Origin of the sequence: Kitasatospora sp. NPDC127035 (assembly GCF_042726075.1) — a bacterium.
Taxonomy (GTDB): domain Bacteria; phylum Actinomycetota; class Actinomycetes; order Streptomycetales; family Streptomycetaceae; genus Kitasatospora.
On the sequence record NZ_JBHXDN010000020.1, the window covers coordinates 106,313 to 129,996 of the forward strand.

Annotated in this window: 19 protein-coding genes and 1 pseudogene; 7 read left to right on the forward strand and 13 right to left on the reverse strand. The window is 73.1% G+C overall.

The genetic code is table 11. The features are described from left to right. Positions 1–152: 152 nt before the first annotated feature. Entirely contained in the window at positions 153–3,059 is a 2,907-nt protein-coding gene (uvrA, locus tag ACFWIC_RS16730; protein WP_329948628.1) for an excinuclease ABC subunit UvrA, read from the reverse strand. 275 nt (positions 3,060–3,334) lie between these two features. Here uvrA and ACFWIC_RS16735 point away from each other — a divergent pair, with 275 nt between their 5' ends. Together ACFWIC_RS16735 and ACFWIC_RS16740 are read left to right on the forward strand one after the other, a co-directional pair. After that, positions 3,335–4,141: a maleylpyruvate isomerase family mycothiol-dependent enzyme gene (locus ACFWIC_RS16735; RefSeq protein WP_380519156.1), complete on the forward strand. Its 807-nt coding sequence runs from the start codon at positions 3,335–3,337 to the stop codon at positions 4,139–4,141. Positions 4,142–4,195: 54 nt separating this feature from the next. Further along, a complete protein-coding gene (locus ACFWIC_RS16740; RefSeq protein ID WP_329876392.1) occupies positions 4,196–4,849 on the forward strand; it encodes an MBL fold metallo-hydrolase in 654 nt (217 codons plus the stop codon). Between the two features lie 132 nt (positions 4,850–4,981). Here the strand turns inward: ACFWIC_RS16740 and ACFWIC_RS16745 are convergent, their stop codons facing one another. The 4 genes from ACFWIC_RS16745 to zapE form a co-directional block, all read right to left on the reverse strand. Next, a complete protein-coding gene (locus ACFWIC_RS16745) occupies positions 4,982–5,956 on the reverse strand; it encodes a TerC family protein (protein ID WP_329948625.1) in 975 nt (324 codons plus the stop codon). A 273-nt stretch (positions 5,957–6,229) separates the two neighbouring features. Then, positions 6,230–6,811, reverse strand: a complete 582-nt coding sequence (locus ACFWIC_RS16750; RefSeq protein ID WP_329876396.1) for a TerD family protein — start codon at positions 6,809–6,811, stop codon at positions 6,230–6,232. A 260-nt stretch (positions 6,812–7,071) separates the two neighbouring features. Further along, positions 7,072–9,168, reverse strand: a complete 2,097-nt coding sequence (uvrB, locus tag ACFWIC_RS16755) for an excinuclease ABC subunit UvrB (protein WP_380519158.1) — start codon at positions 9,166–9,168, stop codon at positions 7,072–7,074. 115 nt (positions 9,169–9,283) lie between these two features. Continuing rightward, positions 9,284–10,342, reverse strand: coding sequence for a cell division protein ZapE (gene zapE / locus ACFWIC_RS16760; protein ID WP_380360198.1), 1,059 nt, complete (start codon positions 10,340–10,342; stop codon positions 9,284–9,286). A 114-nt stretch (positions 10,343–10,456) separates the two neighbouring features. Between zapE and ACFWIC_RS16765 the strand changes: the two genes are divergently transcribed. From ACFWIC_RS16765 to msrB, 4 genes are all read left to right on the forward strand, one after another. Then, positions 10,457–11,224 (forward strand): pyrimidine reductase family protein, encoded by a 768-nt coding sequence (locus tag ACFWIC_RS16765; RefSeq protein ID WP_355399806.1) that lies wholly within the window; start codon positions 10,457–10,459, stop codon positions 11,222–11,224. 144 nt (positions 11,225–11,368) lie between these two features. Beyond that, on the forward strand, positions 11,369–11,830 hold the full coding sequence (locus ACFWIC_RS16770) for an indole-3-glycerol phosphate synthase (protein WP_329876402.1): 462 nt from the start codon (positions 11,369–11,371) through the stop codon (positions 11,828–11,830). Positions 11,831–12,028: 198 nt separating this feature from the next. After that, positions 12,029–13,411 carry a UDP-N-acetylmuramate--L-alanine ligase gene (murC, locus tag ACFWIC_RS16775; RefSeq protein WP_329948689.1) on the forward strand — a complete coding sequence of 461 codons (1,383 nt, stop codon included), beginning with the start codon at positions 12,029–12,031 and terminating at the stop codon, positions 13,409–13,411. A 21-nt stretch (positions 13,412–13,432) separates the two neighbouring features. Next, complete coding sequence (gene msrB, locus ACFWIC_RS16780) at positions 13,433–13,837, forward strand: peptide-methionine (R)-S-oxide reductase MsrB (protein WP_329876404.1); 405 nt, start codon at positions 13,433–13,435, stop codon at positions 13,835–13,837. Between the two features lie 79 nt (positions 13,838–13,916). On the opposite strand, the gene ACFWIC_RS16785 is transcribed toward msrB, so the two are convergent. The 8 genes from ACFWIC_RS16785 to ACFWIC_RS16820 all read right to left on the reverse strand — a co-directional run bounded on the left by ACFWIC_RS16785 (position 13,917) and on the right by ACFWIC_RS16820 (position 21,884). Further along, positions 13,917–15,158 carry a cytochrome P450 gene (locus tag ACFWIC_RS16785; RefSeq protein ID WP_380519161.1) on the reverse strand — a complete coding sequence of 414 codons (1,242 nt, stop codon included), beginning with the start codon at positions 15,156–15,158 and terminating at the stop codon, positions 13,917–13,919. Continuing rightward, positions 15,155–15,820, reverse strand: coding sequence for an ATP/GTP-binding protein (locus ACFWIC_RS16790; RefSeq protein WP_380519178.1), 666 nt, complete (start codon positions 15,818–15,820; stop codon positions 15,155–15,157). The genes ACFWIC_RS16785 and ACFWIC_RS16790 overlap by 4 nt, the downstream gene beginning before the upstream one ends. A 61-nt stretch (positions 15,821–15,881) precedes the next feature. Next, positions 15,882–16,244 (reverse strand): DUF742 domain-containing protein, encoded by a 363-nt coding sequence (locus ACFWIC_RS16795; RefSeq protein ID WP_329876408.1) that lies wholly within the window; start codon positions 16,242–16,244, stop codon positions 15,882–15,884. Beyond that, positions 16,241–16,636: a roadblock/LC7 domain-containing protein gene (locus ACFWIC_RS16800; RefSeq protein ID WP_329876458.1), complete on the reverse strand. Its 396-nt coding sequence runs from the start codon at positions 16,634–16,636 to the stop codon at positions 16,241–16,243. Before ACFWIC_RS16800 ends, ACFWIC_RS16795 begins: the two co-directional genes overlap by 4 nt. Before the next feature lie 111 nt (positions 16,637–16,747). Beyond that, on the reverse strand, positions 16,748–18,715 hold the full coding sequence (locus ACFWIC_RS16805; RefSeq protein WP_380519163.1) for an ATP-binding protein: 1,968 nt from the start codon (positions 18,713–18,715) through the stop codon (positions 16,748–16,750). Positions 18,716–18,775: 60 nt separating this feature from the next. Next, complete coding sequence (locus tag ACFWIC_RS16810) at positions 18,776–19,807, reverse strand: MBL fold metallo-hydrolase (RefSeq protein ID WP_329948621.1); 1,032 nt, start codon at positions 19,805–19,807, stop codon at positions 18,776–18,778. A gap of 173 nt (positions 19,808–19,980) precedes the next feature. Beyond that, positions 19,981–20,727, reverse strand: a complete 747-nt coding sequence (locus ACFWIC_RS16815) for a hypothetical protein (protein ID WP_329876414.1) — start codon at positions 20,725–20,727, stop codon at positions 19,981–19,983. 236 nt (positions 20,728–20,963) lie between these two features. Next, positions 20,964–21,884: a GNAT family N-acetyltransferase gene (locus tag ACFWIC_RS16820; RefSeq protein ID WP_380519165.1), complete on the reverse strand. Its 921-nt coding sequence runs from the start codon at positions 21,882–21,884 to the stop codon at positions 20,964–20,966. Positions 21,885–22,270: 386 nt separating this feature from the next. Here ACFWIC_RS16820 and ACFWIC_RS16825 point away from each other — a divergent pair. After that, positions 22,271–23,556: pseudogene (locus ACFWIC_RS16825) on the forward strand (DUF692 family multinuclear iron-containing protein). The last annotated feature ends 128 nt before the right edge of the window (positions 23,557–23,684 follow it).

The window sequence follows — 23,684 nt, forward strand, 5'->3', positions numbered from 1 at the left end:
GGGGCCCGTGGTGGGGGGTGGGGGCCCCGCGCCCCGGGGGGGGCCGCGCCGGCCCGGCTGCTGGTCGGGCCGGGCGCAGTCTATGCAACCCTTACCCGGCCGCTCCCCCTGCGTCGGGGGGCGGCCGGGGCGGGTTCGGGTCTCCTGCCCGGCTACTTCCGGGCGGCCGCGGCGCGCTTGCGCGGTGCCTTGGCCTTGACGACCGGGGCGTCGGCGAACTCGCCCGGCAGGATGTCCCGGAGGAACTTGCCGGTGTGGCTCTCCGCGACGGCCGCGATCTGCTCCGGGGTGCCCTCGGCGACCACCGTGCCGCCGCCGGAGCCGCCCTCGGGGCCCATGTCGACGACCCAGTCGGCGGTCTTGATCACATCGAGGTTGTGCTCGATGACGATCACCGTGTTGCCCTTGTCCACCAGCCCGGAGAGCACCTTGATCAGCTTGCTGATGTCCTCGAAGTGCAGACCGGTGGTCGGCTCGTCGAGCACGTAGACCGTCCGGCCGGTGGAGCGCTTCTGGAGCTCGGAGGCGAGCTTGACGCGCTGCGCCTCGCCGCCGGAGAGGGTCGGCGCGGACTGGCCGAGCCGGACGTAGCCGAGGCCGACGTCGTTGAGCGTCCTCAGGTGCCGGGCGATCGCCGGGACGGCCTCGAAGAAGCCGAGCGCCTCCTCGATCGGCATGTCCAGCACCTCGGCGATGGACCGGCCCTTGTAGTGCACCTCCAGCGTCTCCCGGTTGTACCGGGCACCGTGGCAGACCTCGCACGGCACGTAGACGTCCGGCAGGAAGTTCATCTCGATCTTGATGGTGCCGTCGCCGGAGCAGTTCTCGCAGCGGCCGCCCTTGACGTTGAACGAGAACCGGCCGGGCAGGTAGCCGCGGACCTTGGCCTCCTGGGTCTCCGCGAAGAGCCGCCGGACGTGGTCGAAGACGCCGGTGTAGGTGGCCGGGTTGGAGCGCGGGGTGCGACCGATCGGCGACTGGTCGACGTGGACCACCTTGTCGACCAGGTCGGTGCCGGTGATCCGGGTGTGCCGGCCGGGGACCGTGCGGGCGCCGTTCAGCTCCCGGGCGAGGTGGGTGTAGAGGATGTCGTTGACCAGGGTGGACTTGCCGGAGCCGGAGACGCCGGTGATCGCCGTGAAGGTGCCGAGCGGGAAGCCGACCGTGACGTCCTTGAGGTTGTGCTCACGGGCGCCGTGGACGGTCAGCTGGCGCTTCTTGTCCCGGTCGCGGCGGGCCTCCGGGATCGGGATGAAGCGCTTGCCGGAGAGGTACTGCCCGGTCAGCGACTCCTTGTTGGTGAGCAGCTGCTTCAGCGAGCCGGAGTGGACCACCTTGCCGCCGTGCTCGCCGGCGCCGGGGCCGATGTCGACCACCCAGTCGGCCATCTTGATGGTGTCCTCGTCGTGCTCGACGACGATCAGCGTGTTGCCGATGTCGCGGAGCCGCACGAGGGTCTCGATCAGCCGGTGGTTGTCGCGCTGGTGCAGGCCGATGGACGGTTCGTCCAGCACGTAGAGGACGCCGACCAGGCCGGAGCCGATCTGGGTGGCGAGCCGGATCCGCTGGGCCTCGCCGCCGGAGAGGGTGCCCGCCGCGCGGTTGAGCGAGAGGTAGTCCAGGCCGACGTCGACGAGGAAGCGGAGCCGCTCGTTGACCTCCTTGAGCACGCGCTCGGCGATCTGCTTGTCCCGGGCGTTGAGCTTCATCGCGCCGAGGAAGTCGGAGCAGTCGCTGATCGACATCGACGAGACGTCGGCGATCGAGCGGTCCTCGACGGTGACGGCCAGCACCACCGGCTTGAGCCTGGTCCCCTTGCAGGTCGGGCAGGGCACCTCGCGCATGTAGCCCTCGAAGCGCTCGCGGCTGGAGTCGCTCTCCGCCTCGGTGTGCCGGCGCTGGATGAACGGCACCGCGCCCTCGAAGCCGGTGGTGTACGAGCGGTCGCGCCCGTACCGGTTGCGGTAGCGGACCTCGACCTGGTGCTTGTGCCCGTACAGCAGGGCCTTCTTGGCGCGGGCCGGGAGGCCGGCCCAGGGGAGGTCGGTGCGGAAGCCCAGCTCGCCGGCGAGCGCGTCGATCAGGCGCTGGAAGTACTCCTTGGTGTGGCCGCCGGACCACGGGTGGATGGCGCCCTCGTCCAGCGACTTCTCGTCGTCGGGGACGACCAGCTCCGGGTCCACCTCCATCCGGTTGCCGAGGCCGGAGCAGTCCGGGCAGGCGCCGAAGGGCGAGTTGAAGGAGAACGAGCGCGGCTCCAGCTCCTCGAACGACACGTCGTCGTACGGGCAGTAGAGGTGCTCGGAGTACATCCGCTCGCGCTCGGGGTCGTCCTCCGGGAGGTCGACGAAGTCGAGCACGACCATGCCGCCGGAGAGCCGCAGGGCCGTCTCCACCGAGTCGGTCAGGCGCCGCTTGGCGCTCCCCTTGACGGTGAGGCGGTCGATGACCACCTCGACGGTGTGCTTCTCCTGCTTCTTGAGCTTCGGGGGCTCGGCGAGCTGGATCGTCTCGCCGTCCACCCGGGCGCGGGCGTAGCCCTTGGACTGGAGGTCGGCGAAGAGGTCGACGAACTCGCCCTTGCGCTCCCGCACGACCGGGCTGAGCACCTGGAAGCGGGTGCCCTCGGCGAGCGCCAGCACCTTGTCCACGACGGCCTGCGGCGACTGCTTGGCGATCGGCCGGGAGCAGTGCGGGCAGTGCGGCTTGCCGATCCGGGCGAACAGCAGGCGGAGGTAGTCGTAGACCTCGGTGATGGTGCCGACGGTCGAGCGCGGGTTGCGGTTGGTGGACTTCTGGTCGATCGAGACGGCCGGGGAGAGGCCCTCGATGAAGTCGACGTCGGGCTTGTCCATCTGCCCGAGGAACTGGCGGGCGTAGGAGGACAGCGATTCGACGTAGCGGCGCTGCCCCTCGGCGAAGATCGTGTCGAAGGCGAGCGAGGACTTGCCGGACCCGGAGAGGCCCGTGAAGACGATGAGGGAGTCGCGGGGCAGGTCGAGCGAGACGTTCTTGAGATTGTGCTCGCGAGCACCGCGGACGATGAGGCGGTCGGCCACTGCTTCTGGCGCCTTTCTCCGGGGCGGGAGGGCTGGTGGAAGTCGTGTGTACTTCCTCCAGGATGCGCCAGTCAGCCTACTAGCTCACGCGTTCGATTAACGAGCCTGTCCGGCCGGGTCCACCCGAATGAGTGACCGCCACCCTGCCAGCCTTGACGCAGGTCCGGAAAAAGCCCCTGCTCAACGCCGGAGAACGGCGATAGCGTCACCACGTCAACGAGCGGCGGGGCCGGTGGGCAACGCCGTGGAGCAGCCGAACCGGAGGCCACCGACCCATGACCGCCCCCCAGAACCCCGCCGACCTCGCCGCGGCCCGGCTCACCGACGTCGCCGAGGCCACCGGCCGCCTGCTGCGGACCCTCGCCGCGCTGGAGCCCGCGGCCGTCTCAGGCCCCTCGGCCCTGCCGGGCTGGACCAGGGGCCACGTGCTGGCCCACGTCGCCCGCAACGCCGACTCGCTGGTCAACCTGCTCGACGGCGCCCGGACCGGCACCGACGTCCCGCAGTACGCGAGCGACGAGGCCCGCGACCTGGGCATCGAGCAGGGCGCGCCCCGCCCGCTCGACGTCCAGGCCGACGACGTCCGGGACTCCCACGCCGGCTTCGCCGCCGCCGCCGCGCTGCTGCCCGCCGAGGCGTGGGCGGCCTCGGTGCGCCACCGCTCCGGCTACCTCTTCCCGGCCCACGACATCCCGTGGAAGCGGCTGATGGAGCTCGAGTACCACCACGTCGACCTCGCCGCCGGCTACTCCCCCGCGGACTGGCCGGAGCCCTTCGCCACGGCCGAGTTCCGGCGGCTGGCGGCCAGGCTCGCCGGCGCGGACGCCGCCGCGGGCGCCGGGGCCTCCGGGGACCTCCCGACAGCCCTCCCGGCGGCCCTGCTGGTGGCCGGGGACACCGGGGACCGGGCCCGGATCGGCTCCGCCGACGGGGAGGCCCGGCTCAGCGTCGAGGGCCCCGTCCGGACCCTCACCGCCTGGCTCTCCGGCCGCTCGGACGGCGACGGCCTGCTGGTCCGCGAGGACGGCGTCCCGCTCGCCGACGGCCGGGCCGCCCTGCCCCCGCTCCCCCCACTGGGCTGACGGCCCGCTCGGCGCGAGGATGATCCCAGAACCCCCATGACGAGGAGCGGACGGATGACGTACCACGGAGCGGTCAAGGTCGGCGGACCGCCGGACGTGCGCGACCTGGCCCACCTGATCATCACCAAGGTGGCGGTCGGCCCCTACGACAACAACGCCTACCTGCTGCGCTGCCGCGACACCGACGAGCAGCTGCTGATCGACGCGGCGGCGGACGCGCCGGCGCTGCTGGAGACCGTCGGCGAGAACCTGGCCACCGTGGTCACCACGCACCGGCACCACGACCACTGGGGCGCGCTGGCCGAGGTGGTCGCCGCCACCGGCGCCCGCACCGCCGCCGGACGGATCGACGCCGAGGCCGTCGAGGTGCCGACCGACCTGCCGCTGGACGACGGCGACACCCTGCGGGTGGGCCACTGCGAGCTGACCGTGCGGCACCTGGTCGGCCACACCCCCGGGGCGATCGTGCTGGTCTACGACGACCCGCAGGGCCACCCGCACGTGTTCACCGGGGACTGCCTCTTCCCGGGCGGGGTGGGGAACACCTGGGGCGACCCGGAGGCCTTCCGGAGCCTGTTCCGGGACGTCAACGAGAAGCTCTTCGACGTCCTGCCGGACGAGGCCTGGGTCTACCCCGGTCACGGCAACGACACCACCCTGGGCGCCGAGCGCCCCAACCTGGCCGCCTGGCGCGAGCGCGGCTGGTAGGCGCGCGACGGGCCCCCGCGGGCCCGTGAGGACCCCACGGAGGCCCGTGCGGGGGCCCGTGCGGGACTGCACGACGACGGCGGGCCCGCGACCACTGCTCGGTCGCGGGCCCGCCGGGCCGGGGGGCGGGGCTCAGGCGTCGATCTTCTCCGCCTCGGCCCGCTCGGCCTTCTTCGAGGCCATCAGGCTGGTCACGGTGGTGACGGCGAGCACCACCACGATGAAGCCCAGCGAGAGCGGGATGCCGATCTCCGGCACGTTCGCGCCCTGCTCGTGCGCCGCGTGCAGCACCAGCTTCACGCCGATGAAGCCGAGGATCACCGACAGGCCGTACGAGAGGTGGACCAGCTTCTTCAGCAGCCCGCCGATCAGGAAGTACAGCTGCCGCAGACCCATCAGGGCGAAGGCGTTGGCGGTGAAGACGATGTACGGGTCCTGGGTCAGACCGAAGATCGCCGGGATCGAGTCCAGCGCGAACAGGACGTCGGTGGTGCCGATCGCCAGCATGACGATCAGCATCGGGGTCATCAGCCGGCGGCCGTTCTCCCGGATGAAGAGCTTGGTGCCGTGGTACTTGTCGGTCGACGGGAAGCGCTGCTCGATCGACTTGAGCAGGCGGTTCTCCTCGAACTCCTCGTCCTCCTCGTCGGACCGGGCCTCCTTGATCAGCTTCCACGCCGTCCAGATCAGGAAGGCGCCGAAGATGAAGAACACCCAGGAGAACTGCGCGACCAGGGCCGCGCCACCGGCGATGAAGACCGCCCGGAGCACCAGCGCGATGATCACACCGAACATCAGCACGCGCTGCTGGTAGATCCGGGGCACCGCGAACTTGCCCATGATCAGGATGAACACGAACAGGTTGTCGACACTGAGCGACTTCTCGGTGATGTACCCGGCGAAGAACTCACCGGCCGGCTGGGCGCCGGAGTGCCACCAGAGGAATCCACCGAAGAGTGCCGCGAGCACGACCCAGACCGTGGTCCAGATGCCGGCTTCCTTGATCGACACCTCGTGCGGCTTGCGACCGCCGATGAAGAAGTCGGCCACGATCAGTGCCAGAAGCACCACGATCGTGCCGACCCACAAACTTACGGAAACGTCCACTACTGCTCCTCCGGCAGGTAGGCGAGACAGTCATCGTCACTGCCGGAGGTCTCTTCCGCCCGTCGGACGCGCTGCTGCGCGCCCGCGGACCAGCGCCCCGGGACGCCGCTGGGGACGCCCGTGATGACGGGGCAACTGCGGGGGAATACTCCCCTCCGCTGCCAACCAGGGTAACAGCAGTCCCAAGGAAAGGTAAAGAAGGTAAAGGACCCCGGGGACCGGGCCGCTCCCGGGCCGCTCCGGGCCCACGCCGGGGCCGCTCGGGGCCCGCCGCTACAGGTACGGCTCGATGGCCGGAAGCAGGTCCTGGAAGGTCCGGCCGCGGGCCGGAGCGCCGATCGCCTGCATCCCCCAGCCGCCGTCCTCCTCGCGGAACACCTTCGCCATGACCTGCCCGGTGTGCGGACCGCCGCCGGTCAGCTCGTACCGGGCCAGCTCCAACCCGGTCGACTCGTCCACCAGCCGGCAGTGCGCGTTCTGGACCTCGGCGAAGGTCTGCCCGGTGTACGAGCTCACCGTGAACACCACCTGGGTGATGTGCGGCGGCACGTGCGCCAGGTCGACCAGGATCGCCTCGTCGTCCTCCCCCGCGCCGGCTCCGCCGACCAGGTTGTCCCCGGTGTGCCTGACCGAGCCGTCGGCGCTCTCCAGGTGCTGGAAGAACACCACGTCCGACGGGGTCCGCTCGGCGTACAGCAGGGCCGAGGCGTCCAGGTCGATCTGCCTGGTCCGGCTGCCGAAGAGACCGCGCCGGGGCGCAGCCTTCCAACCGAGGCCCATCCGGACGACGGTCAGCGTCTCGCCCGAACCCTTCTGGAGGCTGACCCGCTGCCCCTTGGCAAGTGTCACCGACACGGCGATGTGTCCTCTCTGCCCAGCCCCGCGGTCGATCCCCGCGCAGGCTCCACGGTGGAACACCCCGTTGCCGTCCCCCGGCTGAGGCCCCCTGTTTCGGCCGCCCCCTCGCGTGGCGGCACCGCAGGCCAGCCTAGGCCCTGCGGCAGAACGCTTCGATCGCCGTGTACCCCTTCGTGGCGGGGCTAGACACCGCCGGGCACGACCGGGAACGGAACCGGCCACGCCCGGCGGGGCGTCGAGGAGCCTGCGCGGGGCCGCTACGCGATGCCGGCCTCCCGCATCTGCCGCAGCTCCTTCTTCAGTTCCTTCACCTCGTCGCGCAGCCGGGCCGCGACCTCGAACTGGAGGTCCGTCGCGGCGGCGTGCATCCGCTCGGTCATCGACTGGATCAGGTCGGCCAGCTCGGCCGCCGGCAAGGACTTGGCCGGCTTGCGGGTGGCGCCCAGCGCCGGCACCGGGGCCTTGGCGCCCTTGGCGCCGGCACCGCGGTAGCCGGTCGAGAGCAGCTGGTCGGTGTCGACCTCCTCACGGGTGAGGGTGTCCAGGATGTCGCCGATCTTCTTCCGCAGCGGCTGCGGGTCGATCCCGTGCTTCTTGTTGTACGCCTGCTGGACCTCGCGGCGGCGGTTGGTCTCGTCGATGGCCTTCTCCATCGCCGGGGTGATCCGGTCCGCGTACATGTGGACCTGGCCGGAGACGTTGCGGGCGGCGCGGCCGATGGTCTGGATCAGCGAGGTGCCGGACCGCAGGAAGCCCTCCTTGTCGGCGTCCAGGATCGCCACCAGGGAGACCTCGGGGAGGTCCAGGCCCTCACGGAGCAGGTTGATGCCGACCAGCACGTCGTACTCGCCGGCCCGCAGCTCGCGCAGCAGCTCGACCCGGCGCAGCGTGTCGATGTCGCTGTGCAGGTACCGGACCCGGATGTCCAGGCCGAGCATGTAGTCGGTGAGGTCCTCGGACATCTTCTTGGTGAGGGTGGTGACCAGGACGCGCTCGTCCTTCTCCACCCGCTTGCGGACCTCGTGCACCAGGTCGTCGATCTGGCCCTCGGTGGGCTTGACGATCACCTCGGGGTCGATCAGGCCGGTCGGGCGGATGATCTGCTCGACCTGACCGTCGCCGCGGGACAGCTCGTACTGGCCGGGGGTCGCCGAGAGGTAGACGGTCTGGCCGATCCTCTTCTGGAACTCCTCCCACTTCAGCGGGCGGTTGTCCATCGCCGACGGGAGCCGGAACCCGTGCTCGACCAGCGTGCGCTTGCGCGAGGCGTCGCCCTCGTACATCGCGCCGATCTGCGGGACGGTGACGTGCGACTCGTCGATGACCAGGAGGAAGTCGTCCGGGAAGTAGTCGAGCAGGGTGTTCGGCGGGGAGCCGGGCTCACGGCCGTCGAAGTGCATCGAGTAGTTCTCGACGCCGGAGCAGGTGCCGATCTGGCGGAGCATCTCCAGGTCGTACGTGGTGCGCATCCGCAGCCGCTGGGCCTCCAGCAGCTTGCCCTGCTTCTCCATCCGCGCGAGGGCCCCCTCCAGCTCCTTCTCGATGTCGCCGACCGCGCGCTCCATCCGCTCCGGGCCGGCGACGTAGTGCGAGGCCGGGAAGACGTGGACGGAGTCGTCCTGGCTGATGATCTCGCCGGTGAGCGGGTGCAGGGTGTACAGCGCCTCGATCTCGTCGCCGAACATCTCGATCCGGAGGGCGAGCTCCTCGTAGACCGGGAAGATCTCGATGGTGTCGCCGCGGACCCGGAAGGTGCCGCGGGTGAAGGCGAGGTCGTTGCGGGTGTACTGGATGTCGACGAAGCGGCGGAGCAGGACGTCGCGGTCGATCTCCTCGCCGACCTTGAGCCTCACCATCCGGTCCACGTACTCCTGCGGGGTGCCGAGGCCGTAGATGCAGGAGACCGAGGCGACCACGACGACGTCCCGGCGGGTGAGCAGCGAGTTGGTGGCGGAGTGGCGCAGCCGCTCGACCTCCTCGTTGATCGAGGAGTCCTTCTCGATGTAGGTGTCCGTCTGCGGGACGTACGCCTCGGGCTGGTAGTAGTCGTAGTACGAGACGAAGTACTCGACCGCGTTGTTCGGCAGCAGCTCGCGGAACTCGTTCGCGAGCTGGGCGGCCAGGGTCTTGTTCGGCGCCATCACCAGGGTGGGACGCTGGAGCTTCTCGATCATCCAGGCCGTGGTGGCCGACTTGCCGGTACCGGTGGCGCCGAGCAGGACGACGTCCTTCTCCCCGGCCCGGACCCGGCGCTCCAGCTCGGCGATGGCCGCGGGCTGGTCGCCGTTGGGCTGGTAGGGACTGACGACCTCGAAGGGCGTCTCTGACCGCTCAATACTCGTGATGGGTCGCACGTGTCCACCGTACGACCCGCCACCGACATTGCGGCCCCGGCCGGGAAACCCGCGGGGAGCCCGGGGAGGCCGGGAAGGCCCGGGCAGGGCCCGGAGCCCGTCCGTCGGACGAGCCCTAGCGGGCGCTGTCGCGGGCGAGCGCGACCAGGCGGGAGACGGCCCGCAGGTACTTCTTGCGGTAGCCGCCGCGCAGCATCTCCTCCGGGAAGACCCGGTCGAAGGGGATCCCGGAGGCCGTGACCGGCAGCTCGCGGTCGTACATCCGGTCGGCGAGGACGACCAGGCGCAGCGCGGTGGACTGGTCGTCGACCTGTCGCACGCCGCGCAGGCAGACCGCCGTCACGTCGTCCAGCAGGGCGCCGTAGCGGCTGGGGTGGACGGCCGAGAGGTGGCCGAGCAGGGCGTCGAAGTCGTCCAGCGAGGCGCCCGGGGTGCGGGCCGCGGCGGCGTCCACCTGGGCGTCGGAGTACGGCGGCGGGGCGTCCGGCAGGCCGCGGTGGCGGTAGTCCTGGCCGTCGATCCGCATCGGGCGGAAGTGCGCGGACAGGCCCTGGATCTCGCGGAGGAAGTCGGCGGCGGCGAACCGGCCCTCGCCGAGCTTCTCGGGCAGGGTGTTGGAGGTGGCGCAGAGCTTGACGCCGTTGTCGACCAGCCGGCCGAGCAGGGTGGAGACCAGCACGGTGTCGCCGGGGTCGTCCAGTTCGAACTCGTCGATGCAGAGCAGCGTGTGGCCGGAGAGGGTGGTCACGGCCTGCTGGAAGCCGAGCGCGCCGACCAGGTTGGTCAGCTCGACGAAGGTGCCGAAGGCCTTGGGGCCCGGCGCGGCGTGCCAGAGCGAGGCGAGCAGGTGGGTCTTGCCGACGCCGTAGCCGCCGTCCAGGTAGACGCCGGCCGGACCGGTGGGCACGGGGGCACTGCGGCGGAACCAGCTGCGCTTCGGGGCGGAGCCCTTCCCGGCGGCGAGCGTGCCGGCGAACTGCTCCAGGACCTGGACGGCCTCGTACTGGCTGGGCTGCGTCGGGTCCGGGAGGTACGTCCCGAAGCTCACGTCGGAGAAACGCGGCGGTGGCACCATCTCGGCGACCAGCCGCTCGGCGGGGACGACGGGGCGCCGGTCGGTGAGCGCGACCGGTCCGGCGGGGCCGGTGGTGGCTATCAGCTCGGGGTCGATCACGGCGTCGATCACGGAGTCGGGGTGTGAGGCTGCTGGCACGGTAGTACAGGGTACGCCCGACCGCACACGCGGCGGGCCCCGGCCGCCGGCGCGCGCCGGTGGAAGACTGGCGGCATGCATCAGTTGATCAGCCCGCCGGGCGGGCAGTTCGCCGATCCGGCCTCGCTGGAGTCGCTCGCCGCCGTCTACGCGTACCCCGACCAGGTGAATCACGGCCGCCCGTGGCTGCGCGCCAACATGGTGGCCGGCCTGGACGGCGGGGCCCGGCTGGACGGGCTCTCCGAGGGGCTCTCGGGTTCGGCGGACAAGCGGATCTTCGGTGTGCTGCGGGCGCTGTCGGACGTGGTGCTGGTGGGCGCCGAGACGGTCCGTGCCGAGGGGTACCGGCCGGCCCGCGCCCGGGCCGAGTTCGCCGGGGCGCGGCAGGCGGCCGGGCAGGCCCCGGCGCCGGCGATCGCGGTCGTCACCCGCTCGCTGGGCCTGGACCTGGCGGCGCCGCTGTTCACCGAGCCGCTGGTGCGGACGGTGGTGATCACCACCGAGGACGCACCCGGGGAGAGCCGCGCGGCGGTGGCCGAGGTGGCGGACGTGATCGTCGCGGGCCGGGGCTCGGTGGACCTGCGGGCGGCGGTCGCGGCCCTGGCCGACCGGGGCTGGACGCGGATGCTGACCGAGGGCGGACCGCGGCTGCTGGGACAGCTGGCCGCCGCCGGCCTGCTCGACGAGCTGTGCCTGTCGCTGGCACCGCTGATCACGGCCGGCGACGCGCCGCGGATCATCCACGATGCGGAAATGCCGGACGTGCAGCGGATGCGACTGGTCTCATTGATCGAGCAGAAAGGATTCCTCTTCACCCGTTACCTGCGTCCGCCGACCCCGTGACCCCCGGAAAGTGATCCCGCTCCCACTTGGGACGTTCCCTCCGCGTGGCCCGTCTGTCGGGTGAGCAAGGTGCGGAAAGCTTCCGCCGGGGCAGTATGGGATCCGATGCCGGAGCCCGGGGGCCGGCGACTGGAAGGGACTCACGTGTTCAAGACGGTACTGATGATCGAAAAGGCACTCTCCGACGCCGACGTGGAGCTGGTCACCACGCTCCACAGCGACGAGACGGTGTCCTTCGTCGTCCTGATGCAACCGCGCGGCAAGCAGGACGAGCTGCTGCGGGCGCTGGACGACGTCGCCCTCGGCCACCTCGACAAGGTGGTCCACGAGCACGACGAGTCCGAGAGCGAGCCGACGGTGGCCACCGAGTCGCTGGAGCACAGCCTGCGCCACCTGCGGCAGGCCGGCGCCGAGGCGGTCGGCGAGCTGGTCGAGGAGAAGCCCCTCGACCGGCTCCGCACCGTGGTCGAGGAGCACCGGGCCGACGAGGTGGTGGTGCTCACCTCGCCGCACTTCGTGGAGGAGTTCTTCCACCGCGACTGGGCCTCCCAGGCCCGGCACAAGGTGGGCGTTCCGGTGCTGCGGCTGTTCGCCAGCGACTCCTGACGCCCTCCTCGCCCGCTCTCGGGCACAGGGGCCGGGGCCTCCGGTGGTGCAGAATCGTCCTTGCGGTCCGGTCCGCGAGGACGATTCGCCCTTGCCGCCCGCCCTCCACCACACCCGTCCCTCCCTCCGCGCCCGCCGTCGGGCAGGAGGGGCCCACAGCCCGTACGGAGTCCCGTTTTGAACGACGCCGCGCACGACCTGCACGCCCCGCACTTCATCGGTATCGGCGGCGCCGGGATGTCCGGCCTGGCGAAGATCCTCGCGGTGCGCGGTGCCAGCGTCTCCGGCAGCGACTCCAAGGAGTCCGAGACCGTCCTCGCCCTGCGCGCCCTGGGTGCCGGCGTGCACATCGGCCACGCCGCCGAGCACGTCCCGGACGGTGCCAGCAGCATCGTGGTCTCCAGCGCGATCCGCGCCGACAACCCGGAGCTGGCCGCCGCCCGCGAGCGCGGGATCCCGGTGGTGCACCGCTCGGACGCGCTGGCCGCGCTGATGGGCGGCCGCCGGGCGCTGGCCGTCGCCGGCACCCACGGCAAGACGACCACCACCAGCATGCTCGCCGTCGCGCTCGGTGAGCTGGGCCTCGACCCGTCCTACGCGATCGGCGGGGACCTCGACGTGCCCGGCTCCAACGCCCGGCACGGCGACGGCGAGATCTTCGTCGCCGAGGCCGACGAGAGCGACCGCAGCTTCCACAAGTACGCGCCCGAGGTGGCGATCGTGCTCAACGTGGAGCTGGACCACCACGCCAACTACGCCTCGATCGACGAGATCTACGAGTCCTTCGAGACCTTCGTCGGCCGGATCTCCCCCGGCGGCACCCTGGTCGTCTCCGCCGACCACGACGGCGCCCGCGAGCTGACCGCCCGGGTGGCCGGCCGCGAGGGCCTGCGGGTGGTCACCGTCGGCGCCGCCGAGGACGCCGACCTCCGTGTCCTGTCGGTGGTCGCGCACGGCATGACCAGCGAGGTCACCGTCCTGCTCGACGGCGCCGAGCTCACCTTCACCGTCTCGGTGCCCGGCCGGCACTACGCCCACAACGCGGTCGCCGCGCTGGCCGCCGGCGTCGCGCTCGGCGTCCCGGCCGCCGACCTGGCCAAGGCCATCGCCGCCTACACCGGCGTGCGCCGCCGCCTCCAGCTCAAGGGCGAGGCGGGCGGCGTCCAGGTGATCGACTCCTACGCGCACCACCCGACCGAGATGACCGCCGACCTGGAGGCGATCCGGGAGGCCGCCGACGGCCGCGTCCTGGTGGTCTTCCAGCCGCACCTGTTCAGCCGCACCCAGCAGCTCGCCGAGGAGATGGGCGCCGCCCTGGCCCTGGCCGACTCCTCCGTCGTGCTCGACATCTACCCGGCCCGCGAGGACCCGATCCCGGGCGTCACCAGCGAGCTGATCATCGACGCGGCCCGGACCGCGGGCGCCGAGGTCACCGCCGAGCACGACTTCGCCGCCGCCCCCGCCCTGCTGGCCGGCCTGGCCCGCCCGGGCGACCTGCTGCTCACCATGGGTGCGGGCGACGTCACCAACCTCGGCCCGGAAATCCTGAAGCACCTCGCGAACGTTGCCACCAACGTCTGAGTCCCCCGACCTGGAGCCGTCATGAGCTACGAGATCGAGAAGACCGACGCCGAGTGGCGCGCCGAGCTCTCGCCGGAGGAGTACCACGTCCTCCGGGAGGCCGGCACCGAGCGCCCGTTCACCGGCGAGTACACCGACACCAAGACGGTCGGCGTCTACGGCTGCCGGGCCTGCGGCGCCGAGCTGTTCAGCTCGGAGACCAAGTTCGACAGCCACTGCGGCTGGCCGTCCTACTACGCGCCGCTCGCCGGTGACCGCGTCCAGTACATCGAGGACAGCACGCTCGGCATGCGCCGGGTCGAGGTCCGCTGCGCCCGCTGCGGCGGACACCTCGGACACGTCTTCGAGGGCGAGGGCTACGGCACGCCGACCGACCAGCGGTACTGCATCAACAGCGTCTCGCTCACGCTGAAGCCGGCGGAGTAGCCGGACCGGCGGCCGTTTCGGCGGCCGTCGGACAGCGGGCGGCGGGCCCGGGAACCGGTTCGGTTCCCGGGCCCGTTCGCTATCCGGCGACCGGGGCGAAGCGGACCGGGAGCTCCACCAGGGCCCGGTGGAACGGGCCCGGGCGCCAGCGGAGACCGGCGGCCGGGGTGGCGAGCTCCAGCTCGCTGAGGCGGCTGGTGAGCTGCTCGATCGCGGTGATGGCGATCAGCAGCGCCGGGTCCCGGGCCGGGCAGGCGTGCGGACCGGCCGCCCACGCCAGGTGCGCGGACTCGCCGCTGCCCAGCTCGCCGCCGCCGGTGGGCGGGGCGGCCTGGGAGTTGGCGGCCGCGTAGGAGACCAGGACGAGGGAGCCGGCCGCGATCTCCCGGCCGTGGAAGGTCACGTCGTAGCGCGGGTAGTGCGCGGAGAGGTTGGCCAGCGGCGGCTCGTGCCAGAGCACCTCGTCGATCGCCTGGAACGCCGTCATCGCGCCGCCGAACAGCGAACCGGCGTAGCGGGCGTCGGTGAGGAGGCGGAGCAGGGCGTTGCCGATCAGATTGGTGGTCGGCTCGTTGCCGGCGATCATGGTCAGCGTGATCTGCCGGACCACCTCCTCGTTGTCCAGCCCCGCCGGGTGGGTGAGGAACCACGAGGTCAGGTCGTGCCGGGGCCGTTCGCGCCGCTCGGCGACCATCGCGGTGACCACCGCGACAACGTCGCCGTACGCGGCCACCGCCTTCTCGGTCGACTCGATCATGCCGACGATCCCGGCCACCAGACGGTCGGCGTGCTCCTCCGGCACCCCGAACCAGGTGGTGACGGCGTGGACCGGCAGGCGGCGCGCGTAGTCGGCGATCAGATCGGCGGAACCGGTGGCCTCGAAGGTGCCGATCAGCCGGTGGGCGACCTCGGCCACCCGGCGCTGGAGCAGGTGCGGTTCCAGCAGGGCCAGGCCGTCGGTGATCACCTGGCGGTAGCGGGCGTGGGTCGCGCCGTCGCTGAAGAGGGCGGTCGGGCGGTAGCCGAGCACCGGCAGCAGCGGGGAGTCCGGCGGGACGGTCCGCTGCCAGGCCCGGGAGTCCTTGGAGAAGGTGTCGGAGTCGCGCAGCAGGTCGAGGGCTGCCTGGTAGTCGGTGACCAGCAGGGCCTCGACGCCGGGCGCGATCTCCACCGGGGCGACCGGGCCGTGGCGGCGCAGCTGCTCGTAGACGGCCTGCGGGTCGGCGGCGAAGGCCGGACCGTGGAGGGGGACCGCCCGGGGAGCCGGGTCGCCCGGTTCGGCGTCGGTCGGGCCGGCGGGTACGTCGTCGGGGCTGGTCACGGCTGCTCCGGGGCGGGATCGGGCACGGCGGGGTCGGAACCGGCGGGGTCGGGACCGGCGGGGTCGGGACCGGCGGGGTCGGACGCGTCAGGATCGGAACCGGCCGGATCGGAACCGGCGGGGTCGTGACCGGCGGGCAGGCCGTGCAGGACGTGTTCGGTGAGCGCGATCAGGGCGTCCAGACCGGAGTCGCGCTCGCGGGCGTCACAGAGCACCAACGGGGTGCTCGCGTGCAGGTCCAGGTGGGCCCGGAGCACGTCGGGCGGGTGGACGGGCGCGTCGGGGAAGCAGTTGACGGCGACCGCGTACGGCAGGCCCTGCTCCTCGACCATGTCCATGATCTCGAAGGAGTCGGCCAGCCGGCGGGTGTCGGCCAGCACCAGGGCGCCCACCGCGCCGCGGGCGATGTCCTGCCAGAGCGGGAAGAACCGGCGCTGGCCCGGGGTGCCGAACATGTACAGCACCACCTGGCCGGGCAGGGTGAGCCGGCCGAAGTCGACCGCGACGGTGGTGGTGGACTTGCCGGTCAGACCGGCCACGTCGTCCACCGGGGCTCCGGTCTCGGTCATCGCCTCCTCGGTGTGCAGGGTCGGGATCTCCGAGAGCGTGCGGATCAGCGTCGTCTTGCCGACCCCGAACGGGCCGGCCACCACCAGCTTCATCAGCGTCTGGTCCCGGTCGGGCAGGTAGCCCACCCGGTCCGGCCCGCCCGGCGCGGCCGGGTTACCGGAGAGTGCGGAGTCCAACGAGGAGCCTCTCGACGATGGAGCGGTCGGTCTGCTGGGCGCGGGGGATCGGCGCGCGGGCGCGCAGGCAGCCCGCCTCGACCAGGTCGGCCGCGAGGAAGACGGTGGCGCTGACCGGGAGCCGCAGATGGGCCGCGGCCTCCACGACGGTGAGCGCGCCGGGGCGGAGCAGGTCCCAGAGCCGACCGTGCTCGGCCCCCAACTCCGCCAGCTCCGGCGGGGGTTCGGTGCCGGAGGCGCTCAGGACGGTGAGCCGGTCGAAACCGGCCGTGCCGGGCCGGGACCGGCCGCCGGTGGCCAGGTAGGCGGGGACCATCCGCCTGCGGGGGACGGCGGTCATGACCGGGCGGGCGCGTCCTGCCGCCTGGCCGGGCTCGCCAGCGCGCGGCCCAGGGCGGCGACCTGCACCTGCATCTGGTAGGCCACGTTGCCGAGCTGGGCCTCGGGCGTGGTGAAGACGGCGAGCGAGGTGTTCTCCCCGGCCGGGACGACGACGGCGAAGCCCAGTTCGGACTCGACCACGGTCTGGGCCAGCCGGGGCTGCTCGACGTCGGTGAAGGCGGTGGTGAACGCGCGGGCGGCGGCGTGCACGGTGGCGGTCATCGCGGCGACCCGCTCGGCGGAGGCGCGGCCGAGGCCCGCCGACGCGGCCTCGACGAGGCCGTCACCGGTGGCGACGACCGCGTGCAGGACGCCCGGCAGCTCCAGCAGCGGGGTCAGCACCCACGAGATCTCGTCGGTGCCGGCCGCGGCCGCACCGGCGGCGGTGCCTGCGGTGGTGGTCCCTGCGGCGGTGGGGCTGGGCGTGCTGCTCACGGCTCGACTCCTTCGGGGGCTGGGGATCTAGCGGCCGGACGCGCCCGCGGGTCCGGCGCCGGTGTGGTCGGCGTCGGGGCGGGGCGGGGCCGCCCGGTCGGCGCCGGCGGGGCCGGTCGCCGCGGGGGACGGACGGTGGTCGGTGGTGGCGTCGCCGGTGGCGGCGGGCTCGTCGGCGACGGTGGCCGCGGCAGTACCGCCGTCACCGCCGCCCGGGTCACCGCCGTCACGCTCGGCCCGGGCGTCGGCGGCCGTCACGGCGGCGAGGGCCACGGCGGCCCGGCCGGAGCCGGTGCCGTGCTGGAGGGCCTGCCAGCGCTCGGCGGCCTGTTCGGGCGTGCGGGCCGGCGGACCGGCCGGCTGCCGCTCCCCCGCAGCCGTCGGCTCCCCGGGCTCGCCCGGTGCCGCCGGCTGCGGCCTCGCGGCCAGCGGCTGGCGCCGGCGACGGCTGGGCAGCCCGCTGCCGTCGTCCGCGACGAGGTGCACCGCGGGCACGACGTGGATGGCCGGCGGCGCGGGCCGCTCCGAAGCGTCCGGCGCATCGGCGCCGGACGCACCGGACCCGCCTGCCGCACCGGAGCGGTCCCCGGACCGGCGGGTGTACGGCGTCGGGACCGCCTGCACGGTGGGCGCCGGGGCGGGCCCGGCCCCGGCCCGCAGCGGCAGCGGGGTGAGCACCGAGAGCTGCTGCCCCTCGTCCATGACGGTCAGCAGTCCGGCCGGGACCCGCACGATGGTCCGCATGCCGCCGTACGGGGAGGGCTCGATGTGGCAGGAGAAGCCGTACTGGCGGGCCAGCTTGCCGACCACGGCGAAGCCGGTCTTCGGCGGGTTGCCCAGCTCGGTGAGCAGGACCTCGGGGGGACCTGACAGCAGCCGGCGGGCCCGGCTCAGCTGGTCCTCCTCCATCCCGATGCCGCTGTCGTCGACGATCACCAGCGCGCCCCGGCCGCCCTGCTGGACGGTCACCGGGACGTCCGTCTCCGGGTGCGAGTACGCGGTGGCGTTGGCGAGGAGCTCGGCGACGGCGATGGCCAGCGGCTCGGCGGCCCGGGCGACCACCGCCAGCCGGCTCTCCCGCAGGTGGTTGGCGACCTTGATCCGGGCGTAACCGGGCACCCGGGAGAGCGCGCCGACCACCACCTCGGCGAGCGGCGAGTCGGTGCGGGCCAGGCCGGGCCAGGCCTCGCAGAGCACGGCGACGGTCTGGATGCGGCGCAGCGCGACCTCGTTGCGGAAGTCGACCTCCAGCAGCCGGGGGTCGTCGTTGTCGTGCTGGAGCTGCTGGACCAGGCTCTGGATCTGGTAGAGCAGGGTCTGGATCTTGGAGGTGGCTCCGCGCATCGCGGAGCGGGCGGCGGCGTCGACCCGTTCGCGCTCGTCGGTCACGGCGGCGGCCGCGGCGTCGAGGACGGCCTGGAGCGTCTGGACGGCCTCCGGGCCGACGGCGGCCGGGTCGAGCGGTCCGGCGACCGGCGCGTTGGGGTGGCTGAGCCGGAGGGCGGCGGCGGCCACGCGTTCGGTGGCGAGGTGGCCGATCTCGGCCAGCAGGGCCGCGGCCTGCCGCACGGCGGCGGCGGCGCGCTCCTCGGCGGTCTCGGCGGCGAGCCGGGCCTCCGACGCCGTGCGGCCGGCGACGGTCGCGGCCTGCTCGGCCCCGGCCGTCGCGCGTTCGGCCTCGACGGCCCGGCGGACGGCCTCCGCGGTGCCGCGCTCCGCCTCGTGCGCCCGGTCCTCGGCGGCCAGTGCGCGGTCCGCCGCCTGCCGGGCCTCGTCGGCCGAGCGCCGGGCCTCGGCCCGGGCCTCGCGGGCCCGCTCCTCGCCGAGGAGGGCCCGGTTCTCGGCGGCGCGGGCGGCTTCCTCGGTCCGGGCCGCCCCGGCCGCCGCGGTGGCGGCCCGGACCAGCGCCCGGGAGCGGGCGCGCGCCAGGACGGCCGTCGCCGCGAGCGCGGCGACCGCGATCAGTGCCAGGGCCGGCAACACGAGCTGCGTCATCGACGTCCTCGGAGGTCCTCGGTCGGAGGGGCGGGGTCGCCCCGGGGGGTGTCCGGCGGCTCAGGCCCGGGTGGTCGTGCCGCCCGTCCCGTTCCGCGGCCGGGGCGTGCGCCGATCAGTGTCCTCGTCCAACTCCCGCGCCACCAGGGCCACCTGGCTCATCGCCTCCAGGACGTTCGGCACCTCCGTGCCGTCCAGGTGCCGGTACTCGGCGCCGATGGTGAGCACCAGCCGCTCGGGCAGGCCGAGTTCGGGGTAGCGCTGCTCGGCGATGATCCGGCGGGCCGCGTCCAGCGCGGGGATCCCGGCGGCGTGCAGGGCGTGCGCGCGCTCGCGCAGGTGGCCGAGGTAGGCGATGTGTTCCCGGACGCCGGCACGGCCGAGCACCGGTCCGTGTCCCGGGACGAAGATCTCGGCACCGGTCGCCAGGATGCGCTCGCAGGCGGCGATGATGTTCTCCAACGGCCCCGCCCAGTGCGAGGGGTGGTCGCCGGGCTGTTCGGCGCTCGATCCGAAGATCACGTCACCGGTGAACACCGCCCGCTGGTGCGGGAGGTGGACGATCAGGTCGCCACCGGTGTGCGCGGACGGGAGCCCGGTGATCTGCACGGGGTACTCCCCCACCCGCAGCTCCAGCTCGCCGTGGAAGACGGTGTCGGGCCGGACGGGCTCGGTCTGCGACCAGTCGAACTGGCCGAAGTGGCGCCGGAGGTAGCCGCCGAGCAGCGAGTCCGGGTCGCTGCTCGCGACCAGGGCGTGCTGCTGCTTGGGCGTCGGCTCGTAGTGGATGTGCTCCAGCGCCTCGCGGGTGGCGATGATCTCCGCCCCGGGGAGCACGCCGGCGCCCCAGAGGTGGTCGCCGTTGGCGTGTGTGACGATCACCCGGTCGACGGTGACGCCGTCGGCGAGCCGCTTGCGGCTCTCGGTGAGGAACTCCGCGGCGAGCGAGGGGTCGTAGGGCGTGTCGATCCAGAGCGCCGTCCTCGGCGAAGCCAGCAGCCCGCAGTTGGCGAGACCCCATCCGCGCTTCGGGGGAAGCCAGACGTACAGGTCATCGGCAATCGTGCTCACGTTCGCACGGTTGATCGTCATGGGCGCGATTATGCCGATGATGTGACAGGAGTGGAGCAAGGCCTCTGCAATTCAAGACAATTCCTGTCACGGACCATCCTGTCCTGTCCCGATTCCTCCCCCCTTGCACCACGCCCGGTCCAGGCCGTTCCGTCCCGTCGGGCAGGGCACTCGGGGGACGGTCCGTCGGCGTCTCAGACCAGAGGCAGGGGCCGGCACACCTCGACGGTGACGTCGACGGTGTCGAGGCCGATGACCCGGCCCTCGACGGCGACGAATCCTTTCTCCCCGGAACGGAAGAGCGCGGCCAGCGGGGACTGCCGGCCGGCGGCCCCCAGGGCCTCGACGGCCATCGCGGACCCGAAGGCGAAGACGCCGCAGAGCACGATGCAGGGGGCGTGCCGGGAGGTGCGGGTGACGAAGACGAAGCCGTGGTCGCGGACCAGCTCGTCGGCGGCGTTGTACTGGGCCTCGAACGCCATGCCGCCCCAACGGGCCCGGGCCGCCCGGGGGTGTTCCAGCCGGAAGTCCGGGAAGTCGCCGGCGAGCACGCTGGCCGAGTAGGCGTTGACGCTCGGTCCACCTATCGAGAAGGTCGGCATCCGCGGGTCCTGGGCGCCGGCGGTGACCAGCTCGATGGTCGCCTTCCGGTTGATCTTCCGCAGCAGGTCGGTGAGTTCGGCGATCGCCCGGGCCTCGGCCATCGGCATGAAGAGCACGTTCTTCGGCCCCCGGCTGGTGAGCCGGCAGCCGTCCTTGGCGTAGGCGAACTCCGCCACCTCGATGCTGGGGGTGACGATCTGCACCCGCCCGTACGGCGCGAGCAGCGCGCGCAGGAAGCCGTAGCGCAGGAAGAGGCGGGTGCGGGCGAGGGACCGGGCGGCGACGAAGCCGATCACGGCCGGGAAGAACCCGACCAGGATCTGCAGGAGGATCTCCATGGCACCCCTCGCGCGAACGACTCGGGCACGAACTGTCTGCGCTGAGGTGATGCCCCGTAGAACACCAGAAACTCCCGACACTGCAGCCCACCCGGCGCCGACCACGCGAAATGCGCCCACTTCACCCGTTCGGGTGACACCCAGTCACGCCTGCCGCGGTTCCGGCCGACCGGCCCGGCCTCACCGCCGCCCGCCTTCGCCGGCGGCGTCCGTCGGGCCGGCCGCCGACCGGCGTCTCAGCCCAGCTTCTTGGTGAACTTCCGCTCGCTGGCGCACTGCTCGTACCCGAGCCAGGCGTTGATCGCCAGCATCGGCGCGTTGGTCGCGTCGTTGGAGGTGTACGCCCGGAGCAACCCGGCCTCGCGGGCCCGGCGCAGCGACTCCAGCTTGGCCAGCTTGCTCAGGCCCCGGCCCCGGTACTCCCGGCGGCAGGCGGTGAACGCCGACCAGTACCGGTCCACGCCGTCCGTGTGCACCGCGCTGAACGCGGCCGGCTTACCGTCGACCACGGCCACGACGGTCAGGTCGCGGTCGTGGTCCGGGTGGATCCAGTCGCCGTTCAGGAACTCCTCGAAGTCGGCGGCGTCCATCTCGATCTCGCCCGGCTCGTCCCGGATGGCGTCCGCCTCGATCACGAAGATCGGGTACGGGTCGGCCGCCCACTCGCTCGCCGGGCGCAGCTCGACGCCGGCCGGCAGCGGCGGGGCCTCCGGCAGCGGCAGCGTCAGGTCACGACCGCCGAAGTGGGCCACCCGGCCCTCGGTGAAGCCGCGGGCCCGGGCGAAGGCCAACGCGTCCTCGTCCTCGTCCACCCAGCTGTGCACCTCGACCACGCCGTGCTCGGCCAGGTGCCGCTCGGCGGCGGCCAGCAGGCCGGTGAAGACACCGCGCCGCCGGTACTCGGGCAGCACGCTGCCGTTGGCGTAGCCGATGCCCTTGGTCGTCGTGCCGGTGACCAGCGCGCAACGGACCGACCCGACCACCCGGCCGTCCAGCTCCGCCACGAAGGTGCGGAAGTGCGCACCCTCGGCCTGGTGGGCGGCGTGCCAGGCGAAGGCCTCGGCCGTCATCACCAGGTGGTCGCGGCCGGCACGGTGGGCCGCCGCGGCGGCCTCGGCGTCGTCGGGGCGGAAGTCACGAATTATCAGTGTTGTCATAGGTGCGTCACGCTAACCCGCGGCGGGCTCGTACGCAGCCGATTAATCTCCGGGCCCGAGGCCCGCCCCACCGGCCCCACCTGCGAAGAAGTCACGGGAAGGGGACCAAAGTCCCTCACCCGCGTGCCGCCAAGCTCAAATAATGCTCTGAGATGTCCGGGTGAGGCTTGGCAGCGGTACCGTCCGGGGACATCCTCAGCAGCACAGCCCGGTGGCCCTGGCGACGAGGCCCGCGCCGACCGACGGCTCCCCACCAGCCCTCAGAAGGGGGCGCACCCATGACCTCTCCTGCACTGCGAGCGCCCGCGACGACGACGGGGACCACCGCCGGCACGGCCGGCAGCACCGCCACGGCCGGCACGGCCCGTGCCGCCGGCCGGCTCGGCATCGGCCTCGGCTGGCGCAGCGAGATCGACACCGTGGTGGAGCGGCAGCCCGGCCTGGACTGGGTCGAGGTCGTCGCCGAGAACGTCTGCGCCGACCACCTGCCCGAGTCCCTGACCGTCCTCCTCGCCCGCGGCCTGACCGTGATCCCGCACGGCGTCTCGCTCGGTCTCGGCGGCGCCGACCGGCCCGACCCGGCCCGCCTGGCCAGGCTCGCCGAGACCGCCGGGGCCCTCGGGTCCCCGCTGGTCACCGAGCACCTGGCCTTCGTCCGGGCCGGTGGCCTGGAGGCCGGCCACCTGCTGCCGGTGCCGCGCACCCGCGACGCCCTGGACGTCATCGCCGAGAACGTCCGGATCGCCCAGGACCAGCTCCCGGTCCCGCTGGCGCTGGAGAACATCGCCGCCCAGCTGGCCTGGCCGGACGACGAGCTGACCGAGGGGCAGTTCCTCGCCGAGCTGGTCGAACGGACCGGCGTCCGGCTGCTGATCGACGTCGCCAACCTGCACACCAACCGGGTCAACCTCGGGATCGACCCGGCCGCCGAGCTGGACCGCCTGCCGCTGGAGGCCCTCGCCTACGTGCACGTCGCGGGCGGCACCATGATCGACGGGGTCTGGCACGACACCCACGCCCACCCGGTCACCGAGCCGGTGCTGGAGGTGCTGGCCGAGCTCTGCGCCCGGGTCGCCCCGCCCGGCGTGCTGCTGGAGCGCGACGCCGCCTTCCCGCCGCCCGCCGAACTGGCCGCCGAACTCGACGCCGTGCGCCGGGTGCTGGACGGCGGTGGCCCACGGTGACCGCCACCGACGAGGCCCGGGAGCGGCTGGCCGCCCGGCAGACCGACCTGCTCACCGCCCTGGTGGCCGGCGGGCCGGTGCCGCCCGGCTTCGATCCGGCCCAGGTCCGCGCCCAGTCCGCCGCCCTGGCAGCCAAGCGCCGTGACACCGCCGCCAAGGTGGCACCGGCACTGCCGCGCCTGCTCGGGCCGCAGTACGGGCCGCTCTTCCTCGCCTACGCCCGACGGCACCCGCAGACCGGCGGCTACCGCGCCGACGCCCGCGCCTTCGCCGCCTGGGCGCTCGCCGAACCGCCCCGCCGGGCAACGGACGACCCGACAACGGACGACCCGGCGAAGCGCGACCCGGCGACGGAAGGCACCGCAGCCGCCCCGCTCGACGCCGAACGGCGCCGGGCCCTGGAACGCTGGCTCCGCCCGGCCCCCGAACGACCGCCCGGCCCGCTCGCCCGCCTGCGCCGCGCCCTGCGGCCCGGCAGCCGGACCTGACACCCGGCGGCCCGGCCGCAGCAGGCGAGCACCGGAGCTCGCACCACGTCACCGGGTCCGCGCACCGTTCGCCGGACCCCACGAACGACCCACCACACACCGGGCGCCGGACCCCGCGCACCCGAAAC

Coding starts and splice junctions, on each gene's coding strand:
- ACFWIC_RS16810 (WP_329948621.1), bottom strand. CDS start 19,807: ATGACGATCAACCGTGCGAACGTGAGCACGATTGCCGATGACCTGTAC.
- ACFWIC_RS16740 (WP_329876392.1), top strand. CDS start 4,196: ATGACGTACCACGGAGCGGTCAAGGTCGGCGGACCGCCGGACGTGCGC.
- ACFWIC_RS16805 (WP_380519163.1), bottom strand. CDS start 18,715: ATGACGCAGCTCGTGTTGCCGGCCCTGGCACTGATCGCGGTCGCCGCG.
- ACFWIC_RS16815 (WP_329876414.1), bottom strand. CDS start 20,727: ATGGAGATCCTCCTGCAGATCCTGGTCGGGTTCTTCCCGGCCGTGATC.
- msrB (WP_329876404.1), top strand. CDS start 13,433: ATGAGCTACGAGATCGAGAAGACCGACGCCGAGTGGCGCGCCGAGCTC.
- ACFWIC_RS16790 (WP_380519178.1), bottom strand. CDS start 15,820: ATGAAGCTGGTGGTGGCCGGCCCGTTCGGGGTCGGCAAGACGACGCTG.
- ACFWIC_RS16735 (WP_380519156.1), top strand. CDS start 3,335: ATGACCGCCCCCCAGAACCCCGCCGACCTCGCCGCGGCCCGGCTCACC.
- ACFWIC_RS16765 (WP_355399806.1), top strand. CDS start 10,457: ATGCATCAGTTGATCAGCCCGCCGGGCGGGCAGTTCGCCGATCCGGCC.
- ACFWIC_RS16795 (WP_329876408.1), bottom strand. CDS start 16,244: ATGACCGCCGTCCCCCGCAGGCGGATGGTCCCCGCCTACCTGGCCACC.
- ACFWIC_RS16820 (WP_380519165.1), bottom strand. CDS start 21,884: ATGACAACACTGATAATTCGTGACTTCCGCCCCGACGACGCCGAGGCC.